This is a genomic window from Serratia sp. G204Y (assembly GCF_051172435.1).
Taxonomy (GTDB): domain Bacteria; phylum Pseudomonadota; class Gammaproteobacteria; order Enterobacterales; family Enterobacteriaceae; genus Serratia; species Serratia sarumanii.
On record NZ_JBPIZA010000007.1, the window covers coordinates 21,627 to 41,546 of the forward strand.

Annotated in this window: 17 protein-coding genes; 1 reads left to right on the forward strand and 16 read right to left on the reverse strand. The window is 58.4% G+C overall.

All coding sequences use genetic code 11. The annotated features are described in order from the left end of the window. Positions 1–11: 11 nt before the first annotated feature. The 16 genes from dnaE to rpsB form a co-directional block, all read right to left on the reverse strand. A complete protein-coding gene (gene dnaE, locus ACSBQQ_RS21930) occupies positions 12–3,500 on the reverse strand; it encodes a DNA polymerase III subunit alpha (RefSeq protein WP_048321892.1) in 3,489 nt (1,162 codons plus the stop codon). 82 nt (positions 3,501–3,582) lie between these two features. After that, the gene (gene rnhB, locus ACSBQQ_RS21935; protein WP_033635733.1) at positions 3,583–4,176 is read right to left on the reverse strand and encodes a ribonuclease HII; all 594 of its coding nucleotides are present in this window, start codon (positions 4,174–4,176) and stop codon (positions 3,583–3,585) included. After that, positions 4,173–5,321: a lipid-A-disaccharide synthase gene (gene lpxB / locus ACSBQQ_RS21940; protein WP_033635734.1), complete on the reverse strand. Its 1,149-nt coding sequence runs from the start codon at positions 5,319–5,321 to the stop codon at positions 4,173–4,175. The genes rnhB and lpxB overlap by 4 nt, the downstream gene beginning before the upstream one ends. Positions 5,322–5,324: 3 nt before the next feature. After that, positions 5,325–6,113, reverse strand: coding sequence for an acyl-ACP--UDP-N-acetylglucosamine O-acyltransferase (lpxA, locus tag ACSBQQ_RS21945; RefSeq protein ID WP_004931964.1), 789 nt, complete (start codon positions 6,111–6,113; stop codon positions 5,325–5,327). A gap of 3 nt (positions 6,114–6,116) precedes the next feature. Further along, on the reverse strand, positions 6,117–6,572 hold the full coding sequence (gene fabZ / locus ACSBQQ_RS21950) for a 3-hydroxyacyl-ACP dehydratase FabZ (protein ID WP_004931962.1): 456 nt from the start codon (positions 6,570–6,572) through the stop codon (positions 6,117–6,119). A gap of 160 nt (positions 6,573–6,732) precedes the next feature. Further along, positions 6,733–7,755: a UDP-3-O-(3-hydroxymyristoyl)glucosamine N-acyltransferase gene (gene lpxD / locus ACSBQQ_RS21955; RefSeq protein WP_033649808.1), complete on the reverse strand. Its 1,023-nt coding sequence runs from the start codon at positions 7,753–7,755 to the stop codon at positions 6,733–6,735. A gap of 3 nt (positions 7,756–7,758) precedes the next feature. Continuing rightward, positions 7,759–8,256, reverse strand: a complete 498-nt coding sequence (skp, locus tag ACSBQQ_RS21960; protein WP_004931958.1) for a molecular chaperone Skp — start codon at positions 8,254–8,256, stop codon at positions 7,759–7,761. A 156-nt stretch (positions 8,257–8,412) separates the two neighbouring features. After that, positions 8,413–10,839, reverse strand: a complete 2,427-nt coding sequence (gene bamA, locus ACSBQQ_RS21965; RefSeq protein ID WP_033649807.1) for an outer membrane protein assembly factor BamA — start codon at positions 10,837–10,839, stop codon at positions 8,413–8,415. A gap of 35 nt (positions 10,840–10,874) precedes the next feature. Continuing rightward, positions 10,875–12,230 carry a sigma E protease regulator RseP gene (gene rseP / locus ACSBQQ_RS21970; protein WP_004931952.1) on the reverse strand — a complete coding sequence of 452 codons (1,356 nt, stop codon included), beginning with the start codon at positions 12,228–12,230 and terminating at the stop codon, positions 10,875–10,877. A gap of 27 nt (positions 12,231–12,257) precedes the next feature. Further along, positions 12,258–13,100, reverse strand: a complete 843-nt coding sequence (gene cdsA, locus ACSBQQ_RS21975) for a phosphatidate cytidylyltransferase (RefSeq protein ID WP_033644875.1) — start codon at positions 13,098–13,100, stop codon at positions 12,258–12,260. Positions 13,101–13,109: 9 nt separating this feature from the next. Beyond that, positions 13,110–13,868, reverse strand: a complete 759-nt coding sequence (ispU, locus tag ACSBQQ_RS21980; protein WP_033635737.1) for a (2E,6E)-farnesyl-diphosphate-specific ditrans,polycis-undecaprenyl-diphosphate synthase — start codon at positions 13,866–13,868, stop codon at positions 13,110–13,112. Between the two features lie 277 nt (positions 13,869–14,145). Further along, positions 14,146–15,342 (reverse strand): 1-deoxy-D-xylulose-5-phosphate reductoisomerase, encoded by a 1,197-nt coding sequence (gene ispC / locus ACSBQQ_RS21985; protein WP_033654123.1) that lies wholly within the window; start codon positions 15,340–15,342, stop codon positions 14,146–14,148. Between the two features lie 157 nt (positions 15,343–15,499). Continuing rightward, the gene (frr, locus tag ACSBQQ_RS21990) at positions 15,500–16,057 is read right to left on the reverse strand and encodes a ribosome recycling factor (protein ID WP_004931943.1); all 558 of its coding nucleotides are present in this window, start codon (positions 16,055–16,057) and stop codon (positions 15,500–15,502) included. Positions 16,058–16,176: 119 nt separating this feature from the next. Further along, complete coding sequence (gene pyrH, locus ACSBQQ_RS21995; RefSeq protein WP_004931940.1) at positions 16,177–16,902, reverse strand: UMP kinase; 726 nt, start codon at positions 16,900–16,902, stop codon at positions 16,177–16,179. A gap of 148 nt (positions 16,903–17,050) precedes the next feature. Further along, positions 17,051–17,902, reverse strand: a complete 852-nt coding sequence (gene tsf / locus ACSBQQ_RS22000; protein WP_033654122.1) for a translation elongation factor Ts — start codon at positions 17,900–17,902, stop codon at positions 17,051–17,053. A gap of 129 nt (positions 17,903–18,031) precedes the next feature. Beyond that, on the reverse strand, positions 18,032–18,757 hold the full coding sequence (gene rpsB, locus ACSBQQ_RS22005) for a 30S ribosomal protein S2 (RefSeq protein ID WP_016929891.1): 726 nt from the start codon (positions 18,755–18,757) through the stop codon (positions 18,032–18,034). A 345-nt stretch (positions 18,758–19,102) separates the two neighbouring features. Between rpsB and map the strand changes: the two genes are divergently transcribed. Beyond that, positions 19,103–19,897: a type I methionyl aminopeptidase gene (map, locus tag ACSBQQ_RS22010; RefSeq protein ID WP_004931936.1), complete on the forward strand. Its 795-nt coding sequence runs from the start codon at positions 19,103–19,105 to the stop codon at positions 19,895–19,897. Positions 19,898–19,920: the final 23 nt, after the last annotated feature.

The window sequence follows — 19,920 nt, forward strand, 5'->3', positions numbered from 1 at the left end:
GCATTCCTATTTTAGTCAAATTCCAAGTCCACCTGCTCATTGCCTACCAACGTCCGCAAGTCGATCAACAAGCGGTCGGTGGGCGTCACGCGCCAGGTTGCGCCAAAACGCAGCTTGGCTCGCGCATCTTCCCGTTGATAGTAGAGATGCACTGGAATCGTCCCCGATCGATGGGGTTCCAACGACTGGCGGAGACGGTTCAAAAGCTGGTCATCAATTTGCCTGTCAGTCAGCGAGATAGCAAGCCCGCGAGCGTATTTTTCCCGGGCTTCACTGATGTCCATTACCTCGCGGGCCATCATTTTAAGCCCGCCGCTAAAGTCATCAAAGCTGACCTGTCCACTGGCGATAAGGATACGGTCTTTTTCCAACAAATGCTGGTATTTTTCTAACGCTTCGGTGAATAACATCACTTCCAGGCGGCCCGAACGGTCATCCAATGTACAGATGCCGATGCGGTTGCCGCGCTTGGTCACCATCACCCGCGCGGCGACCACCAGCCCGACGGCGGTGGTCATTTTGCCCCGATCCGTCGGGTGCATGTCTTTCAAACGCTGGCCACCGGCGTAACGTTCGATCTCCTTCAGGTACTGGGTGATCGGGTGGCCGGTCAGGTACAGCCCCAGCGTCTCCCGTTCACCGTCCAGCACCACCTGCTCCGGCCAGGGCGCGATATTGGCGTAGGATTGCTCCACCTGCTCCGGCGCTTCCGCCAGCACGCCAAACATATCCACCTGGCCGATCGCTTCGGCTTTCGCATGCTGATCCGCCGCTTTCAACGCGTCGCCGAGCGAATTCATCAGCGCGGCGCGGTGCGGCCCGAGGCGATCGAACGCGCCGGACATGATCAGTTTTTCCAGAATGCGGCGGTTCAGTTTCTTGATGTCTGAGCGCGCGCAGAGATCGAACAGGTCTTTGAAGTAACCCTGCTCGCCGCTGTTGCGCGCCTCGATGATGGCTTCGATCGGCCCTTCCCCCACGCCCTTGATGGCGCCGATGCCGTAAACGATCTCGCCGTCGTCGTTGACGTGGAAGTGATACAGGCCGCTGTTGATGTCCGGCGGCAGGATCTTCAGCCCCATGCGCCAGCATTCGTCCACCAGCCCCACCACCTTATCGGTGTTGTCCATATCGGCGGTCATCACCGCCGCCATAAACTCGGCCGGGTAGTGCGCTTTCAGCCACAGCGTCTGATACGACACCAGCGCATAGGCGGCGGAGTGCGATTTGTTGAAGCCGTATCCGGCGAATTTCTCCACCAGGTCGAAGATTTTCACCGACAGTTCGCCGTCGATGCCGCGCGCTTTGGCGCCATCTTCAAAGCCGCCGCGCTGCTTGGCCATCTCGACCGGGTTCTTTTTACCCATCGCACGGCGCAGCATGTCCGCGCCGCCCAGCGTATAGCCCGCCAGCACCTGGGCAATCTGCATCACCTGTTCCTGATACAGGATGATGCCATAGGTGGGTTCCAGCACCGGCTTGAGCGACTCGTGCTGCCACTGGATGTCCGGGTAGGAGATCTCTTCGCGGCCGTGCTTGCGGTCGATGAAGTTATCCACCATCCCCGACTGCAGCGGCCCCGGACGGAACAGCGCCACCAGTGCGATCATGTCTTCGAAGCAGTCGGGCTTCAGACGTTTGATCAGGTCTTTCATGCCGCGCGATTCAAGCTGGAACACCGCCGTGGTTTCCGAGCGCTGCAGCATGTCGAAGCTTTTCTTGTCGTCGAGCGGAATGGCGGCGATGTCGATCGGCTCCAGCCCGGTCTTGGCGCGCCGGGCGTTGATCATCTCCAGCGCCCAGTCGATGATGGTCAGGGTGCGCAGACCGAGGAAGTCGAACTTCACCAGCCCGGCGTATTCCACGTCGTTCTTATCGAACTGGGTCACCGGGTGCTGCCCTTCGGCGTCGCAGTACAGCGGCGCGAAGTCGGTGATTTTGGTCGGCGCTATCACCACGCCCCCGGCGTGTTTACCGGCGTTACGCGTCACCCCTTCCAGCTTGCGCGCCATGTCGATCAGCGCCTTGACCTCTTCGTCTGCCTCGTAAATTTCCGGCAGCTGCGGTTCGGCAGCGAAGGCTTTTTCCAGCGTCATGCCCGGATCCGGCGGCACCAGCTTGGAGATGCGATCGACGAAGCCGTACGGGTGCCCCAGCACGCGGCCCACGTCGCGGATAACCGCTTTCGCCGCCATGGTGCCGAAGGTGATGATCTGCGATACCGCTTCGCGGCCGTACATCTCCGCCACGTGCTCAATTACCTGGTCGCGCTTCTCCATGCAGAAGTCGACGTCGAAGTCGGGCATTGAGACACGTTCCGGGTTCAGGAAACGTTCGAACAGCAGGTCGAACTCCAGCGGATCGAGGTCGGTGATTTTCAACGCATAGGCCACCAGTGAACCGGCGCCAGAACCGCGCCCCGGGCCCACCGGCACGTTGTTGTCCTTCGACCACTGGATAAACTCCATCACGATCAGGAAGTAGCCGGGGAACCCCATCTGGTTGATCACCTTCAGCTCGACGTCCAGACGCTCGTCGTATTCCGGGCGGCGCTGCGCGCGCACTTCAGGATCGGGGAACAGGAACTCGAGACGCTCTTCCAGCCCCTCTTTCGATTTGAGTACCAGGAAGTCCTCGGTGCTCATGTCGCCGGTCGGGAACTGCGGCAGGAAGTATTCGCCGAGGCGAATGGTGACGTTGCAGCGCTTGGCGATTTCGACGCTGTTCAGCAGCGCTTCCGGAATGTCGGCGAACAGCTCGCACATCTCGTCTTCGCTGCGCATGTATTGCTGCGGGCTGTAGTTGCGCGGCCGCTTGGGATCGTCCAGCGTAAAGCCGTCGTGGATGGCGACGCGAATTTCATGGGCGTCGAAGTCATCTTCCACCAGGAAGCGCACGTCGTTGGTGGCCACCACCGGCAAACCGCGCTCGGTGGCCAGCGCCACCGCCGCATGCAGGTAGTTCTCTTCGTCCGGGCGGCCGGTGCGAATCAGTTCCAGGTAGTAACAGTCCGGGAAGTGCTGCTGGTAGAAGTCCAGACACTGATCCACCTGCGCCTGGTTGCCGCGCAGCAGAAACTTGCCGACGTCGCCCTGACGCGCGCCGGAGAGCAGAATCAGCCCTTCGCGATGTTCAATCAGCCAGTCGCGATCGATGATCGGGCCGGCGGCGCCGTAGCCGCGCTGATAGGCGCGGGAAATCAGCAGCGTCAGGTTCTGGTAGCCTTCGTTGTTGCTGGCCAGCACCGTCAGCTGAGCCAGCTCGTCGCCCAGCTCTTCGCTTTGCACATGGAAATCCGCGCCGATGATCGGTTTGATCCCGGCGCCGTGCGCGCTGCCGTAGAATTTCACCAATCCGCACAGGTTGGTGAAATCGGTGATTGCCAGAGCAGGCATGGCTAACGCGGCGGCTCTTTTCACCAGCGGCGCCGTCTTGGCCAATCCATCAATCATGGAATAGTCACTGTGGACGCGCAGGTGAATAAAACGAGGTTCGGCCATCTCCAGATACCTGATTGAAGGGGCTCAGCAGGCTGAACCCGGGTTAATGCTATCGTCGGGCCTGGTCAACCAGGCCCGCAGGCTACAGCGCCAGCGCCCTTTTCACCGGCGCGAAGCTGCGGCGGTGATGCTCGGTGGCGCCCAGCGCGGCCAGCCGCTCCAGGTGGAAGGCGGTCGGGTAACCCTTATGCTGCGCGAAACCGTAGTCCGGGAACTCGCTGTCCAGCGCGGCCATTTCACGATCGCGCGTGACCTTCGCCAGAATGGACGCCGCGCTGATCTCCGCCACGCGGCTGTCGCCCTTCACCACCGCCTGCGAACGCATCGGCAGGTTCGGGCAACGGTTACCGTCGATTAAAACCATGTCCGGCGCGATATGCAACCCGGCCACCGCGCGCTGCATCGCCAGCATGGTGGCGTGCAAAATGTTCAGTTGGTCGATTTCTGCCGGCTCGGCGCGCCCCAGGCTCCAGGAGAGCGCCTTGGCGACGATTTCGTCATACAGCGCCAGGCGGCGTTTTTCACTGAGTTTCTTGGAATCCGCCAGCCCGACGATCGGCTGCGCCGGATCGAGGATCACGGCGGCGGTGACCACCGCACCGACCAACGGCCCGCGGCCCACTTCGTCCACGCCGGCAATCAGCGTGGCAGCGGGATAGATAAAGGGTTCAATCATGCTTTCGCCAGCTCCAACACAGCCTGAGCGGCCTGTTCGTCCGCACCGCAACGGATGCTTTGGTGCAAGGTAAGGAAAGTCTGTTTCAGCGCTTCGGTTTGCGGGCTCTCTTCCAGCAGCGGCATCACGGCGGCGGCCAGTTTGTCCGGCACGCAGTCATGCTGCAGCAGCTCGGTAACGATCTCCCGCCCCGCCAGCAGATTCGGCAGCGAAACGTAAGGCGTTTTCACCAGTTTCTGCGCCAGCCAGAAAGTGAACGGCTTCATGCGATAGCCCACCACCATCGGGCACTTGGCCAGCATGCACTCCAGCGCCGCCGTGCCGGATGCCAGCAGCGCCGCGTCGCTGGCGATCATCGCCTCGCGCCCCTGGCCGTTCAGCAGGTGTACGGTCAGATCCGGCGCCACTTCCGCCTTGATGCGCTCAAACTGCTCGCGCCGTTTGGCGTTGACCAGCGGCACCACCACTTCCAGCTCGGGATAACGGGTGCGCAGCAGCTGCGCGGTCTTGAGGAAGTCGGCGCTCAGCATCTCGACTTCGGCGCCGCGGCTGCCCGGCAGCAACGCCAGGCAGCGCGCCTGCGGATCGATGCCAAGCTGAGCGCGCGCCGCCAGCCGATCGGGCTGCAACGGCATGGCGTCCGCCATGGTGTGGCCGATAAACCGGCAGGGCACGTTGAAACGATCGTAAAACGCTTTTTCGAAAGGGAGAAAGGCCAGCACCAGATCGGTGGCTTTGCCAATTTTGAAAACGCGCTTTTGCCGCCAGGCCCACACGGAAGGGCTGACGTAGTGAATGGTACGGATACCGCGCTGCTTGAGGCGGCCTTCCAGCGTGATGTTGAAGTCCGGCGCATCGATGCCGACAAACACGTCCGGCCGCAGCTCGCCGAAGCGGCGAGTGAGATCCTTGCGGATCTTCAACAGGCGTGGCAAGCGCTCGAGCACTTCCACCACGCCCATGACCGCCAGCTCTTCCATTTCGTACCAGGCTTCGCAGCCTTCGGCCTGCATCAGCGGGCCGGCGACGCCAACAAAACGCGCGTCGGGGATCTGCGCCTTGAGCGCGCGGATCAAACCGGCGCCGAGAATGTCACCGGAGGTTTCTCCGGCGACCAATCCGATAGTCAATGGACGATTCGACATAACTCAGCGAATAATACCGCGGGTGGAACGGGTAAAGAAATCGAGGTATTGCTGCACCACCGGCTGTTCTTTGGCCAGGGCTTCGATTTCCGCTTTCGCTTCATCCAGCGTTTTCTCGCTGCGATACAGGATCTTGTAGGCGTTGCGGATCGCCTGCATTTCATCCTTGTCAAAACCGCGACGCTTCAGGCCGACCGCGTTGACGCCGAACGGCGTCGCGTGGTTACCCTGAGCGATGACGAATGGAGGCACGTCCTGAGCGACGCCGGAACAACCGCCTACCATCACATGCGCGCCGATAATGCAGAACTGGTGGATCGCCGTCATGCCGCCGATGATGGCGTGATCGTCGATTTCCACATGCCCCGCCAGCGTGGCGTTGTTGGCCAGCACGCAAGCGTTGCCGACCACGCAGTCGTGGGCGACGTGCACGTTGACCATCAGCAGGTTGTCATTACCCACTTTGGTCAGGCCGGTGCCCTGCGCGGTGCCGCGGTGAATGGTCACGCTTTCGCGGATGCGGTTGCGATCGCCCACTTCAACGCGCGTCGGTTCGCCCGCGTATTTCAGATCCTGGTTCACTTCACCGATGGAAGCGAACTGATAAATCTGGTTATCGCAGCCAATCTTGGTAATGCCGTTCACCACCACGTGGGATTTCAGCACCGTGCCGGCGCCGATTTCCACCTGGGAGCCGACGTAGCAGAAAGGGCCGATATGCACGTTGGCGCCGATCACGGCGCCTTCTTCGACTATCGCGCTAGGATGGATAAAGGCGGTTTGGTCAATCACGGATTAAGCCTCCCGGCTGCGGGCACACATCATGGTTGCTTCGCAGACAATTTTACCGTCAACGGTCGCCACGCCTTTGAAGCGAGTCAGGCCGCGGCGAGTTTTCTCGAAGGTGACTTCCATGACCATCTGATCGCCTGGCACCACAGGGCGTTTGAAGCGTGCTTCGTCGATACCGGCGAAGTAATACAGCTCGCCCGGCTCCAGTTTGCCGACGCTTTTAAACGCCAGGATACCGGTGGCCTGCGCCATGGCTTCCAGAATCAATACGCCTGGGAAAATCGGTTTGCCAGGGAAGTGGCCCTGGAAAAACGGTTCGTTCACCGATACGTTCTTCACCGCACGCAGATATTTGTGCTCTTCAAACTCGAGGACGCGGTCGACCAGCAAGAACGGGTAACGGTGAGGAAGCAGATCCAAAATTTCTGCAATATCCAGAGTATGAGTGTCAGTAGTCAAAATACTCTTCCTGTCTCTAAAAACTGATGGCATCAACAACACGGCCTGCGCTGACCCCAAAAGGAGATCATCATGCAGGCCGCAAATTAACATCTCTTTGCGCTTTTGGTCTCACGACCAACGCGTTTCGTTTTGTACCCGCCAGGGCGGGCGGCAATGATTAGTCTTTTCCGACTTTACGTTCGACAGCTTTCAAGCGTTTGCTGATCTCATCGATATTCATCACCAACGCAGCGGTTTTACGCCAAACCTTGTTAGGCTGCAACGGAATGCCCGAAGAGTATACCCCAGGTTCGGTGATTGGTCGCATAACCATTCCCATTCCGGTAACAACAACCTTGTCGGCAATTTCCATGTGACCGTTGATCACGCTGGCACCGCCAATCTGGCAGTAGCGGCCGATTTTCAGGCTGCCGGCCATGATCACACCGCCGGCGACGGCGGTATTGTCGCCAATCACGACGTTATGTGCAATCTGGCATTGGTTGTCGATGATAACACCATTCCCGATTTGGGTGTTATCCAAAGCGCCGCGGTCGATGGTGGTGCAGGCGCCGATTTCGACGCGATCGCCGATAATCACCGTGCCCAACTGAGGGATTTTGATCCACTCGCCGCGCTCGTTCGCATAGCCGAAACCATCCGCGCCGATCACGGTGCCGGACTGGATCAGGCAGCGCTGGCCGATTTCAACCGCATGATAAATCGTGACGTTCGCCCACAGACGCGTTCCCGCGCCGATGCGTGCGTGTTTGCCGATGAAGCAGCCCGGGCCGATAACCACGTTATCGCCCAGCACCGCACCCGACTCGATCACCGCGTTCGCCCCAATGGCGACATTCTGCCCCAGCTGCGCTTCAGGCGAGACAACCGCGCTTGGCGCGATATCCTGGGCCGGCGACGGCGTGGTGTCCATCAGCTGCGCCATGCGCGCGTAGGTCAGGTAAGGGTTCTTAACCACCAGCGCCGCAGCACGGCAGTGTGGTAAATCCGCTTCGGTAAGCACCACGGCGCTTGCCTGGCAGGAAGACAGCTGCTCTTGATAGCGGCTGTTTGACAAAAACGTGATTTGGCCAGGCTGTGCCGAATGCATAGAAGCAATGCCGGTGATGACGAGATCGCCATCACCGTGCAATTGTGCATCCAACTGCTGCGCTAAATCAGCCAGTCGAATTGAAAGCATGTGTTATTTAACCTGTTTCAGCACGTCAGCAGTGATATCTTTGGAAGAGTCTGCATAGGCAACGGCGTTGGCGTCGATCACCACGTCATAACCGCCTTTGCTGGCGACAGATTTCACCGCGTCCTGAATACGGCTCAGGATCTTGTTACGCTCTTCCATCTGGCGACGACGGTTGTCCTGCTCGAAAGCCTGGGCTTTCTGAGAGAACTGCTCGCGCTGCGCCATCACGTCTTTTTCCAACTTGCTGCGATCGCTGGCTTTCATGGTAGCGCCGTCACGCTGCAGACGTTGCATTTTGGTCTGCAGGCTACGTTCCATGTTCTGGAGTTCGCTTGCACGGCCTTTAAACTCGTTTTCCAGCTGTTTAGCGACCGCTTCGCGGGCCGGCAGCTGTTGGAAAATGCTGGAGACGTTAACGACAGCGATCTTATCTGCTGCCTGAACGCCAGCTGAAGCAGCCATTGCTAAACCGAGGCCTGCGGCACACAACCACTTTTTCACTATAAACTCCTTACCATCACCCATTTGTGTCATATGACACTGAAGTACACAATTTGCCAGACTTATCCCACCAAACAATGAGAATCATCTCCCTCTGCCGGCGGGCGCCTGGCCATTGCGATTCTTAATAACTGTTATGCCCAGAGGCGAGACCCGTTACCAGGTCTTACCGATGTTAAACTGGAACTGTTCGGACTTGTCGCCTTCGTATTTCTTGATCGGGTTGGCGTAAGAGAACACCAATGGCCCCAGCGGCGACATCCACTGCAGCGCGATACCGGCGGAAGAACGAATATTGCTGGCCTTGCTGTAGTCCGGCACGCCGTACATCAGCGTTTCGTCGGTATTCTTCCACTTGGTATCCCACACGGTACCGGCATCGATGAACAGCGACGTCCGCACTGAGTTGGCGTATTTCTCGCTGATGAACGGCGTCGGGGTGATCAGCTCCAGGCTGGCGACCGCCATGGCGTTACCGCCCACCGCGTCATCCGAGCTACAGATGTTCTGACGCGTGGTCGTGCTGCCGGCGTTGAACTGACACTGGTACGAGTTGGAGTTGTAGTACACCGCCTTCGGACCAATGGTGTTGGACTGGAAGCCACGCACGGTGCTAGAACCACCGGCGTAGAAGTTCTCGTAGAACGGCATTTCCTTGCCGCCCAAGCCATCCGCGTAACCCAGACGGCCACGGCCCAACAGCACCCAGGTGCGATCGTCGTTGATCGGCACGTACTGTACGCTGTCCAGCGTCACCTTGTAGTATTCGTTGTCCGAGCCCGGAATGGTGACCTTGCCGTTCAACGTGGTACGGTTACCCGACGTCGGGAAGTAGCCGCGGTCCAGGTTGTTGTAGGTCCAACCCAGGTTCAACGTAAAGTCGTCCGTCGAGTAGCTGGCGCGGTCGGTCTTGTTCGCATCCACGCCCATCGAGTCGAGGTAACGCCACATCGCGATCTGCGGCTGCATGTTCGACAGGCCGTTGTGGACGTAACCCAGGCCGGTACGCAACGAGTTGTTTTCGTTGATCGGGAAGCCCAGCGTGCCGTCAATACCGTAACTCTTGTTGGTATAGTCCGACAGATCCGCGTCATCCGCCTTAAAGTCGTTGTAGAAGATGCGGCCGCCCAGGCTCACACCGTCAACGGTGAAGTACGGGTTGGTGACAGACAGTTCGGTATAGGTCTGGTAGTCGTTCTTGGTGCCGCTGATGCCCACCGAGTAGCCGGTACCCAACCAGTTATCCTGCTGCACGCCCGCCTGGAAGCTGACGCCGCTCTCGGTGCCGTAACCGACGCCGAAGTTGAAGGTACCGGTGTTGCGCTCTTTCACCTTGTAGGTGACGTCGACCTGATCGGCGGTGCCCGGCACGCGCTGGGTTTCCACGTCAACCGTTTCGAAGTAGCCCAAACGGTTCAGACGCTCTTTGCCCTGCTCGACCTGCTCGTTGCCGAGCCAGGCGCCTTCCATCTGGCGCATTTCGCGACGCAGTACGGAATCCTTGCTGGTGTCGTTGCCTTCGAACTTGATGCGACGCACGTAGAAGCGGTTGCCCGCGTCGACGTTGACGTGCAGTTTGACGGTTTTATCCGCGTCGTTGATCTCAGGCTGAGTGCCGACGCGCGGGTAAGCGTAACCATAACGGCCCAACATCGTTTTGATGTTGTCTTCCATTTTGGTCACCTTGCTGCCGTTGTACAGCTCGCCCGGTTCGATTTTGGTGATCTGAGCGACTTCCGCCGAGTGGCCGGCCAGGTTGCCGTTCACGACAACATCGGAAAGCTTGTACTGATCGCCTTCGGTGATGTTGATGGTGATGTAGATGCCTTTTTTATCCGGCGTCAGGCTCACCTGGGTAGAATCGATGTTGAAGCGGGCATAGCCGCGATCCAGATAGAAGCTGCGCAGGGTTTCGAGATCGCCCGCCAGTTTCTGCTTCTGGTATTTGCGATCGCCGACCAGGTTCCACCACGGCACTTCGTCACGCAGCTGGAAGCGCGAGATCAGTTCGTCGTTGGTGAAGGCATGGTTGCCGACGATATTGATTTGTTGAATCTTGGCGGAGACCCCTTCCGTGAACACCAGTTTCAGGTCGACACGGTTGCGCGGCAGCGGCGTGACTACGGCTTTCACCGAGGCGCTGTATTTACCGACGCTGTAGTAGAAGTCTTCCAGCCCTTTTTCAATGCTGGAGATCGTGGTGCGGTCGAGCGCCTCGCCCACCCGGACGCCGGAGGCTTCCAGGTTCTGCTTGAGCATGTCATCCTTCACCGACTTGTTGCCGGAGAAAGTGATGCTGGCGATGGTAGGACGTTCCTTCACCTGCACGATCAAGGTATTACCATCGCGCAGTACGCGCACGTCCTCGAAGTTGCCGGTGGCAAACAAGGCACGGATGGTATTACTGATGTCATCGTCAGTGACGGTATCGCCGACGCGAACCGGCATGTTGAGTAACGCCGCACCGACGGCGACTCGCTGCAGGCCTTCGAAATGAATATCTTTCACTACGAACCCGTCTGCACCGTATACGGTGGCGCTGCCAAACAGCAGCGACGCTATGAGCAACTTTTTCATCGCCATCGTTGTTATGCGTTCTTCCTAACCTATCCCCGCCCCTAGAGGCGGGAAAAATCATTGAAAAGTGCAAGACCCATCAACAACACCAGCACGATCGAACCTATGCGGTAGCTGTAGTCCTGTACTCGCTCGGAAACCGGCCCACCCTTCAGCTTTTCTATCGCCAGGAAGAGGAGATGCCCACCATCTAACACCGGTAATGGGAACAGGTTGATGATACCCAGGTTGACGCTAATCAACGCCAGGAACATCAGATAATACACGAACCCGACTCCGGCTGACGCCCCTGCTCCCTGTGCAATCGAGATCGGGCCACTCAGGTTGTTCAGCTTTACATCACCGGTTATTAATTTGCCCAGCATGTTGACCGTCAGCCGCATCAGCTGCCAGGTCTTGTCGCCGGCCTGATACAGCGCCGGGAACGGTCCATACTGGCGAATCGTTTTATACTCGTCCGGCAGCGGCAGCACCTTTGGAATGATGCCTGCAAACCCCACCGATTTGTCTTTTCCCACCGGCTTTGTATCCGGTATCAGCGTCAAAGACAAGGGGGCGCCGTTTCTTTCAATCTCCAAAGCCAGCGGTTGCCCCGGGCCATCGTGGATACGCTTCACCAGCGTCTGCCAACGACCCAACGGCTGACCATCGACTTTAACGATCCTGTCCCCCGCTTGTAAACCCGCCTTTTGCGCCGCCGAGTTAGGCTGCACTTCCGCCAACACGGATTCTATCTGCGGGCCGCGCGGCATAATGCCCAACGCGACAACGGGATCCTGCTTGTCCGGTTCAAAGTTCCACTGGCGCAAATCCAGGGTTTTGGTCACCACCTGCGAAGAGCCGAACGGCGCGACGCCGACTTCGGTTTGCGCATCGCCAATCTTCGCCACCAGCGCCAGACGAACTGATTCCCAATCAGGCGTTTCGATGCCGTCAACCGACTTTAGTTCCATGCCAGACGAAATTTCAGCCTTGGCGGCGATGGATTGCGGCGCGATTTCGCCGATCACCGGACGGAAACTCGGCACGCCGATGATGAACACCAGCCAATAGGCAAGGATAGCAAACAGGAAGTTGGCGATGGGGCCGGCGCTGATGATGGCCGCGCGCTGCCAGACGGTTTTGTTGTTGAAGGCCTGATGGCGCATTTCCGGCGCCACCGACTCCACGCGCTCGTCCAGCATCTTCACGTAGCCGCCGAGCGGAATCAAGGCGATGACGTACTCGGTGCCCTGGCGATCGGTGCGGCGCCACAGCGCCCGGCCGAAGCCGATGGAGAAGCGTTCAACGCGCACGCCGCAACGGCGGGCAACCCAAAAGTGTCCGAACTCGTGCACGGTGATCAAAATACCGAGCGCAATCAGAAACGCCACCAGGTTCCAAAGCACGCTGACCATCATCCCTCACTTTCCGTCATCGACGGATTAAAACACCAACAGCATCAGGCAGGCAAACACCGGCACCGCCGCGGTCAGGCTGTCGATACGATCCAGTATGCCGCCGTGACCGGGGATCAAGTGACCGCTGTCCTTGATGCCCGCTTCGCGTTTGAACATGCTTTCGGTCAAATCGCCCAGCACCGAAGCCAGCGCGGCGATCACCGAACAGGCCAACAGCGTGGTCGGCACCACGTTCAGCGGCGCGTAGCGGCCGAACAGCCAGGAAATGACCGCCGACGTCAGCAGCCCGCCAATCAGCCCTTCCCAGGTTTTACCCGGAGAGACCTTCGGCGCCAGCTTATGCTTGCCGAACAGCTTGCCGAACATATAGGCGCCGGAATCCGCGCCCCACACCAGCAGCATCACGTACAGCAGCCACCAGGCGCCGGTAAACGGGTTTTGCTCGTAGCCGAACTGGCGCAGCGCCAGCATGCCCCAGAAGAACGGCACGATGGTCAGCAGGCCGAACAGCAGGCGCAGCGGGCGCGAGTTGCGCCAGATGGCGGCCGAGCCGGGGTAGAACAGCACCAGCAGCAGCGCCGCCAGCCACCAGGCCAGCGACAGCCACAGCGAGCCGCTTATCTGCGGCACGGATTGATGGTACGCGGGAACGCTGAGCATCATCAGCGCCAGCAGAAAACCGCACAGTATCGCCAGCCAGATGCGCTGCGAACGGGAGGTAAAACCGGCCAGTTGGCCCCACTCCCAGGCTGCTAACATGCACACGACGAGCGTTACCAGAGCAAAGGCCAGCGGCGGCAACAGGAACAGCGCCGCGATAACGATCGGGATTAAAATCAGAGCAGTTATGAGGCGATACTTCAGCAAAAGTTCTCCCTAGGACGCATCGGCGCCGATAGGTGTTGTTCCCCCGAAGCGGCGCTCACGTTGTGCAAATGCATTCAGCGCACCTTCAAAGACAAGTTCATCGAAATCAGGCCAGAGCACATCAGTAAAGTAAAGTTCAGCATAGGCGATTTGCCACAGCAGGAAGTTACTGATGCGATGCTCGCCACCGGTGCGGATAACCAGATCCACCGGCGCCAGGTCGCTCATGCAAACCCGCTCGTTCAATAATTCCTCGCTGATCTGATCCGGGTGCAACTCCCCCACCCGTACCCGTTCGGCCAGTTCCCTTACTCCCTGAATGATATCCCAACGGCCACCGTAGTTGGCAGCGATATTGAGCGTCAGGCCATCGTTATTTTCCGTCAGTGCTTCAGAGCGGCGGATCCGCTCCTGCAAACGCGAGCTGAAGCGGCTGATATCGCCGATCACCCGCAGCCTGACGTTATGTTTATGCAGGCTTTTTACTTCACTATCCAGAGCACGGACAAAAAGCTCCATCAGGGCGGAGACTTCCTGCACCGGACGGTTCCAGTTTTCGCTGCTGAAGGCATAAAGCGTGAGCGCATCTAAATGGTGGCTGGCGGCAAAACTGACCGCACGGCGAACCGATTTCACCCCTGCTTTATGACCGAAGACACGTAACTTGCCCTGACGTTTGGCCCAGCGTCCGTTACCGTCCATGATAATGGCGACATGGCGCGGCCCCGGGGAAGATGGATTAGCCTCTTGTTGGTTTGCGGACGACATAACTCGTACTTATTTCCTCAATAGAAATATAACTGCCTTTCCGGAACATCAGGCCCTTACGCGCAAAAAAAGCCGTGTGCCCGACACGGCTTTCAGCCAGCCCTCGCGATGCCCGGCGCAGCCGGGCCGCCATTGGCGCACAAGGCGCCAATCAGGCCATAATTCAACGGTATAACCGCTGACAGGTGGCGCAGACTATACCACCTCAGCGGGGCATGAACAAACGGCCCCGCTGCGGCACGCGTGAATTACGAGCAAAATCGGATAATCGCCGTCCTCAACCGCGCAACGCGCGAACGCGCTCCTCGGCGGCGGCGCGCGCCTGGCGGTCAATGTCTAAGACCGCTTCGATGCTGGTCGGTTCCTGCAGCGCAAGGCGCTCCACCACCTGGCGGTTGACCGCCGCAATGTCGGTGAAGCGAATCTGCTGCTGCAAAAATGCCGCCACGGCGATTTCGTTGGCCGCGTTCAGCGCAGTGGTCGCCGCCTGGCCGGCATCGAACGCTTCAATCGCCAAATACAGGCAAGGATAACGCTCGCGCTCCGGTTCGGCGAAGGTCAACGAACCGATGCGACAGAAGTCCAGCGCCTCCACGCCGGAGTTCACGCGCTGCGGATACGCCATCGCGTGGGCGATCGGCGTGCGCATATCCGGCGTACCCAGCTGCGCCAGCACGCTGCCGTCGGCATAGCGCACCATCGAGTGAATCACCGACTGCGGATGCAGGATCACTTCCATTTGCTCGGCCGAGGCGTTAAACAGCCAACGGGCCTCAATGTATTCCAGACCTTTGTTCATCATGGTGGCGGAATCCACCGAGATCTTGCGCCCCATCGACCAGTTCGGGTGGGCGCAGGCTTGATCCGGGGTCATCGCGGCGAACTGCTCCAGCGGCGTGGTGCGGAACGGGCCGCCGGAGCCGGTAAGCACGATGCGCGAAACACCATGACTGTCCAGGGAAGAGTATCCCAACTGACGCTGAATGCTCTCAGGCAAACTCTGAAAAATCGCGTTGTGCTCGCTGTCGAGCGGCAGCAACTGCGCCTGGCTTTGGCGCACCGCATCCATAAACAGACGGCCGCAGGTGACCAGCGACTCTTTGTTGGCCAGCAGCACCTGCTTGCCTGCGCGGATCGCCGCCAGCGTCGGCAACAGCCCCGCGGCGCCGACGATGGCCGCCGTCACTTGATCGACGTCGTCCAACGCCGCCAGTTCGCAGGCCGCTTGCTCCCCGGCCAATACCTCGGTAGCGACGCCGTTTTCCGCCAGAATGGCGCGCAGCTCGCGCGCGGCGCTTTCATCCGCCATCGCGGCGAAGGCGGGCCGAAATTCCATGCATTGCTGCGCCATGACCGCGACGTTGCGGCCGGCCACCAGCGCTTTGATCGCAAAAAGGTCGGGATTCGCCCTGACCACGGCCAGGGTGCTGGTCCCTACCGAGCCGGTCGAGCCAAGAATGGTCAGTTGCTTCATGAGTTCACTCTGAATAACTGTCTGATGAGATCGGAGGTGTTCCAGTGTGGAACCTTGGACACCGCTTGTCCATGATCTTTCAGTACGATGAAACGGGATCTGCGCCACAAAAAACAAAGCGCCGCCCAGGCGACGCTTTTTTTCTGCGCGATGCTGATTAGAAATCCATCAGCTCTTTTTCTTTCTCCGCCAGCGCGGCGTCGACCAGCTTGATATAAGCGTCGGTCATTTTCTGAATCTCGTCTTGTGAACGACGTTCTTCGTCTTCGCTGATCTCTTTGTCTTTCAGCAGCGCCTTGACCTTGTCGTTGGCGTCGCGACGCACGTTACGCACCGCTACGCGGCCCTGCTCAGCTTCGCCGCGCACGATCTTGATCAGATCCTTACGACGTTCTTCGGTCAGCGGAGGCAGCGGAACGCGAATGTCAGAACCGGCGGAAGACGGGTTGAGGCCCAGATCGGAGCTCATGATCGCTTTCTCAACGGCCTGGCTCAGGCTGCGGTCGAACACGTTGATTTTCAGCGTGCGGGAGTCTTCCACGGTCACGTTGGCCAGCTGGCGCAGCGGCGTAGCGGCGCCGTAGTATTCCACCATGATGCCGTCCAGAATGCTTGGAGAAGCGCGGCCGGTGCGGATCTTGCTGATTTGGTTTTTGAATGCTTCTACGCTTTTTTCCATGCGTGAATCAGCATCTTTTCTGATTTCATTAGTCACGTTGCAAACCCTTGGAAGCTGGTTACTTGGCAGGCGATACTCAAGTATAGCCCGTAATCGTACTCGGAGAGCGCGCGGCGCATGGCGTCACGCGCACCGAAAAAGGGGTGTGAACAGCCTTATTTGCTGATCAGCGTACCTTCGTTCTCACCCATCACCACGCGGCGCAGCGCGCCAGGCTTGTTCATGTTGAACACGCGGATCGGCAGACCGTGATCGCGGGCCAGCGTAAACGCCGCCAGATCCATCACTTTCAGCTCGCGCTCCAGCACGTCCTGATAGGTTAATTGTTCATACAGCGTCGCATCCGGGTTTTTCACCGGATCGGCGGAGTATACGCCATCCACTTTGGTGGCTTTCAGCACCACGTCCGCTTCGATCTCGATGCCGCGCAGGCAAGCGGCGGAATCGGTGGTGAAGAACGGGTTGCCGGTACCGGCGGAGAAGATCACCACGCGGTTGTTGCGCAGCAGGCTGATAGCCTCTGCCCAGCTGTAATTGTCACACACGCCGTTCAGCGGGATCGCCGACATCAGGCGGGCGTTCACATAGGCACGGTGCAGTGCATCACGCATAGCCAGGCCGTTCATCACGGTAGCCAGCATTCCCATGTGGTCGCCCACTACGCGGTTCATGCCGGCTTGCGCCAGGCCCGCGCCGCGGAACAGGTTCCCGCCGCCAATAACTACACCGACCTGAATTCCCAGTTCGACCAGCTCTTTCACTTCCTGAGCCATGCGATCCAAAACGCTGGCGTCGATACCAAAACCTTCTGCACCTTGCAGGGCTTCGCCACTCAGTTTAAGCAGAATACGCTGATATACGGGTTTTGCATTGGTTGCCATGGTGTTCTGTCCTAAGAAGCAGTATTAGTATTGGGGATTTCAGCCGATGAAACGCGCCTGAGGTGAGCATCACGCTGCAGGGCCTGCCACCGGTGTAATTCTGGCTGGATAGTATGGAACCGCCAGACGGCGGTTCCATCGACAGTCATTAAGACTGTTTGCTCATCGCGGCAACTTCAGCAGCGAAGTCGGTCTCGACTTTCTCGATGCCTTCGCCCACTTCGAAGCGAATGAAGTTGGTCACGTCAGCGTTGTGCTCTTTCAGCACCTGAGCAACGGATTTGCTCGGATCAATAACGAAAGGCTGACCGGTCAGAGAAACTTCGCCGGTGAATTTCTTCATGCGGCCTTCAACCATTTTCTCTGCGATTTCTTTCGGCTTGCCGGACTGCATGGCGATGTCCAACTGAACCTGGTACTCTTTTTCTACCACTTCAGCAGACACGTCTTCCGGCTTCACGAACTCTGGCTTGCTTGCCGCAATGTGCATTGCGATTTGCTTAACCAGCTCTTCGTCAGCGCCTTTAGCCGCAACCAGAACGCCGATACGCGCGCCGTGCAGGTAGCTGCCCAGCACTTCGCCTTCCAGGGAAGCAACGCGACGAATGTTGATGTTTTCGCCGATTTTTGCCACCAGCGCTACGCGCTCTTCTTCGAACTGTGCTTTCAGCACGTCAACGTCAGTGATTTTGCCGGCCATGGCCGCATCCAGCACTTTGTCGGCGAACGCCTGGAAACCGGCGTCTTTCGCTACGAAGTCAGTCTGGCAGTTAACTTCCAGAATGATGCCGTAGTTGCCTTCGATCTTGGTTTTGATCACGCCGTCAGCAGCTACGTTGCCTGCTTTTTTAGCGGCTTTGATCGCACCGGACTTACGCATGTTTTCGATTGCCAGTTCGATGTCGCCGTTGGATTCAACCAGCGCCTTCTTGCAATCCATCATGCCAGCGCCGGTACGCTCGCGCAGTTCTTTTACCAGGGCAGCGGTAATATCAGCCATTTATTTTTCCTCGGTTATCTCGCGTGGAGACAGTTCTCATTCAGATAAGCAAAGGGGGCCTTAACAGGCCCCCCTAACCAACATATGTCAATACCTGGTTAATAAGGGCTCAGTGACGAGCTTGCCTTATTATTCAGCTTCTACGAAGCCTTCTTCCGCCTGAACGGCCAGATCTTGAGAACGACCTTCACGCACAGCGGCAGCAACGGCAGTCAGGTACAGGTTTACTGCACGGATTGCGTCGTCGTTACCAGGGATGATGAAGTCAACGCCGTCTGGGTTGGAGTTGGTATCAACGATAGAGAATACCGGGATACCCAGGTTGTTGGCTTCTTTGATCGCGATGTGCTCGTGATCGGCATCGATAACGAACAGTGCGTCTGGCAGACCGCCCATATCTTTGATACCGCCCAGGGAGTTTTCCAGCTTGGCCAGTTCACGAGTGCGCATCAGCGCTTCTTTCTTGGTCAGCTTGTCCAGGGTGCCGTCTTGAGACTGGATTTCCAGATCTTTCAAACGCTTGATGGACTGACGAACGGTTTTCCAGTTAGTCAGCATGCCGCCCAACCAGCGGTGGTTCACGAAGAACTGGTCACAGCTGTTAGCAGCGTCTTTTACCGCTTCGCTTGCTGCGCGCTTGGTACCTACGAACAGGATCTTGCCTTTACGGGAAGAGATCTTGCTCAGTTCAGCCAGAGCGGCGTTGAACATTGGTACGGTCTGCTCCAGGTTGATGATGTGAACCTTGTTACGAGCGCCGAAGATGAAAGGCTTCATTTTCGGGTTCCAGTAACGGGTCTGGTGACCGAAGTGAACACCAGCCTTGAGCATGTCGCGCATGGAAACAGTTGCCATGATTAAACCTCTATAGATTAATTGGGGTTATGCCTCCACGTATCCCATAACGCCGACCCTGGCGGCGACAAGTCACCTCAGGGCACCCCGGCGGATGTGCCGATACGTGTGTGTTATTTACACAAAATGAGTGCAGTTAAAGTATTTTCGGCCAATTCCTGCCAGGTCACAAGAACCAAGTCGCGGATCGCCGGCGCGCTTTATACCATAAACCCGCCGCCGACACCAACTTTTGTTGCTTTGCGCCGGGCATCGGGAAATGAAATTTGGCAGCCCCCGGCCGGGCTGATACCATAAGTCACTGCTTCTTATTGTCGACGATAACGACACCTGCGGACGAATTTCATGGCAATCTCAATTAAAACACCTGATGACATCCAAAAAATGCGCGTGGCCGGCCGCCTGGCCGCCGAAGTGCTGGAAATCATCGAGCCGCACGTCAAACCTGGCGTGACCACCGGCGAGCTGGACCGTATCTGTCACGAGTACATCACCAACGAGCAGCAGGCTATTTCCGCCTGCCTCGGCTATCACGGCTTCCCGAAATCCGTGTGCATCTCGGTGAACGAAGTGGTGTGCCACGGCATCCCGAGCGACGACAAAACGCTGAAAGACGGCGACATCGTCAATATCGACGTGACCGTGATTAAAGACGGCTTCCACGGCGACACCTCGAAGATGTTCATCGTCGGCAAACCAACCATTCTGGGCGAGCGCCTGTGCCGCGTCACTCAGGAAAGCCTGTATCTGGCGCTGAAGATGGTCAAGCCGGGCATCCGCCTGCGCACCCTGGGCAAGGCTATCCAGCAATTCGTCGAGGCCGAGAAGTTCTCCGTGGTGCGCGAGTATTGCGGCCACGGCATCGGCGAAGTGTTCCACGAAGAGCCGCAGGTGCTGCACTATGATGCCGACGATGGCGGCGTGGTGCTGCAGGCGGGCATGGCCTTCACCATCGAACCGATGGTCAACGCCGGCGACTACCGCATCCGCACCATGAAAGACGGCTGGACGGTAAAAACCAAAGATCGCAGCTTGTCGGCGCAGTATGAGCATACTATTGTGGTCACTGATAACGGCTGCGAGATAATGACGTTGCGCAAGGATGACACCATCCCCAACATCATTACGCACGAGATGTAAGCACCGCGGCGCACGCCGCGTGC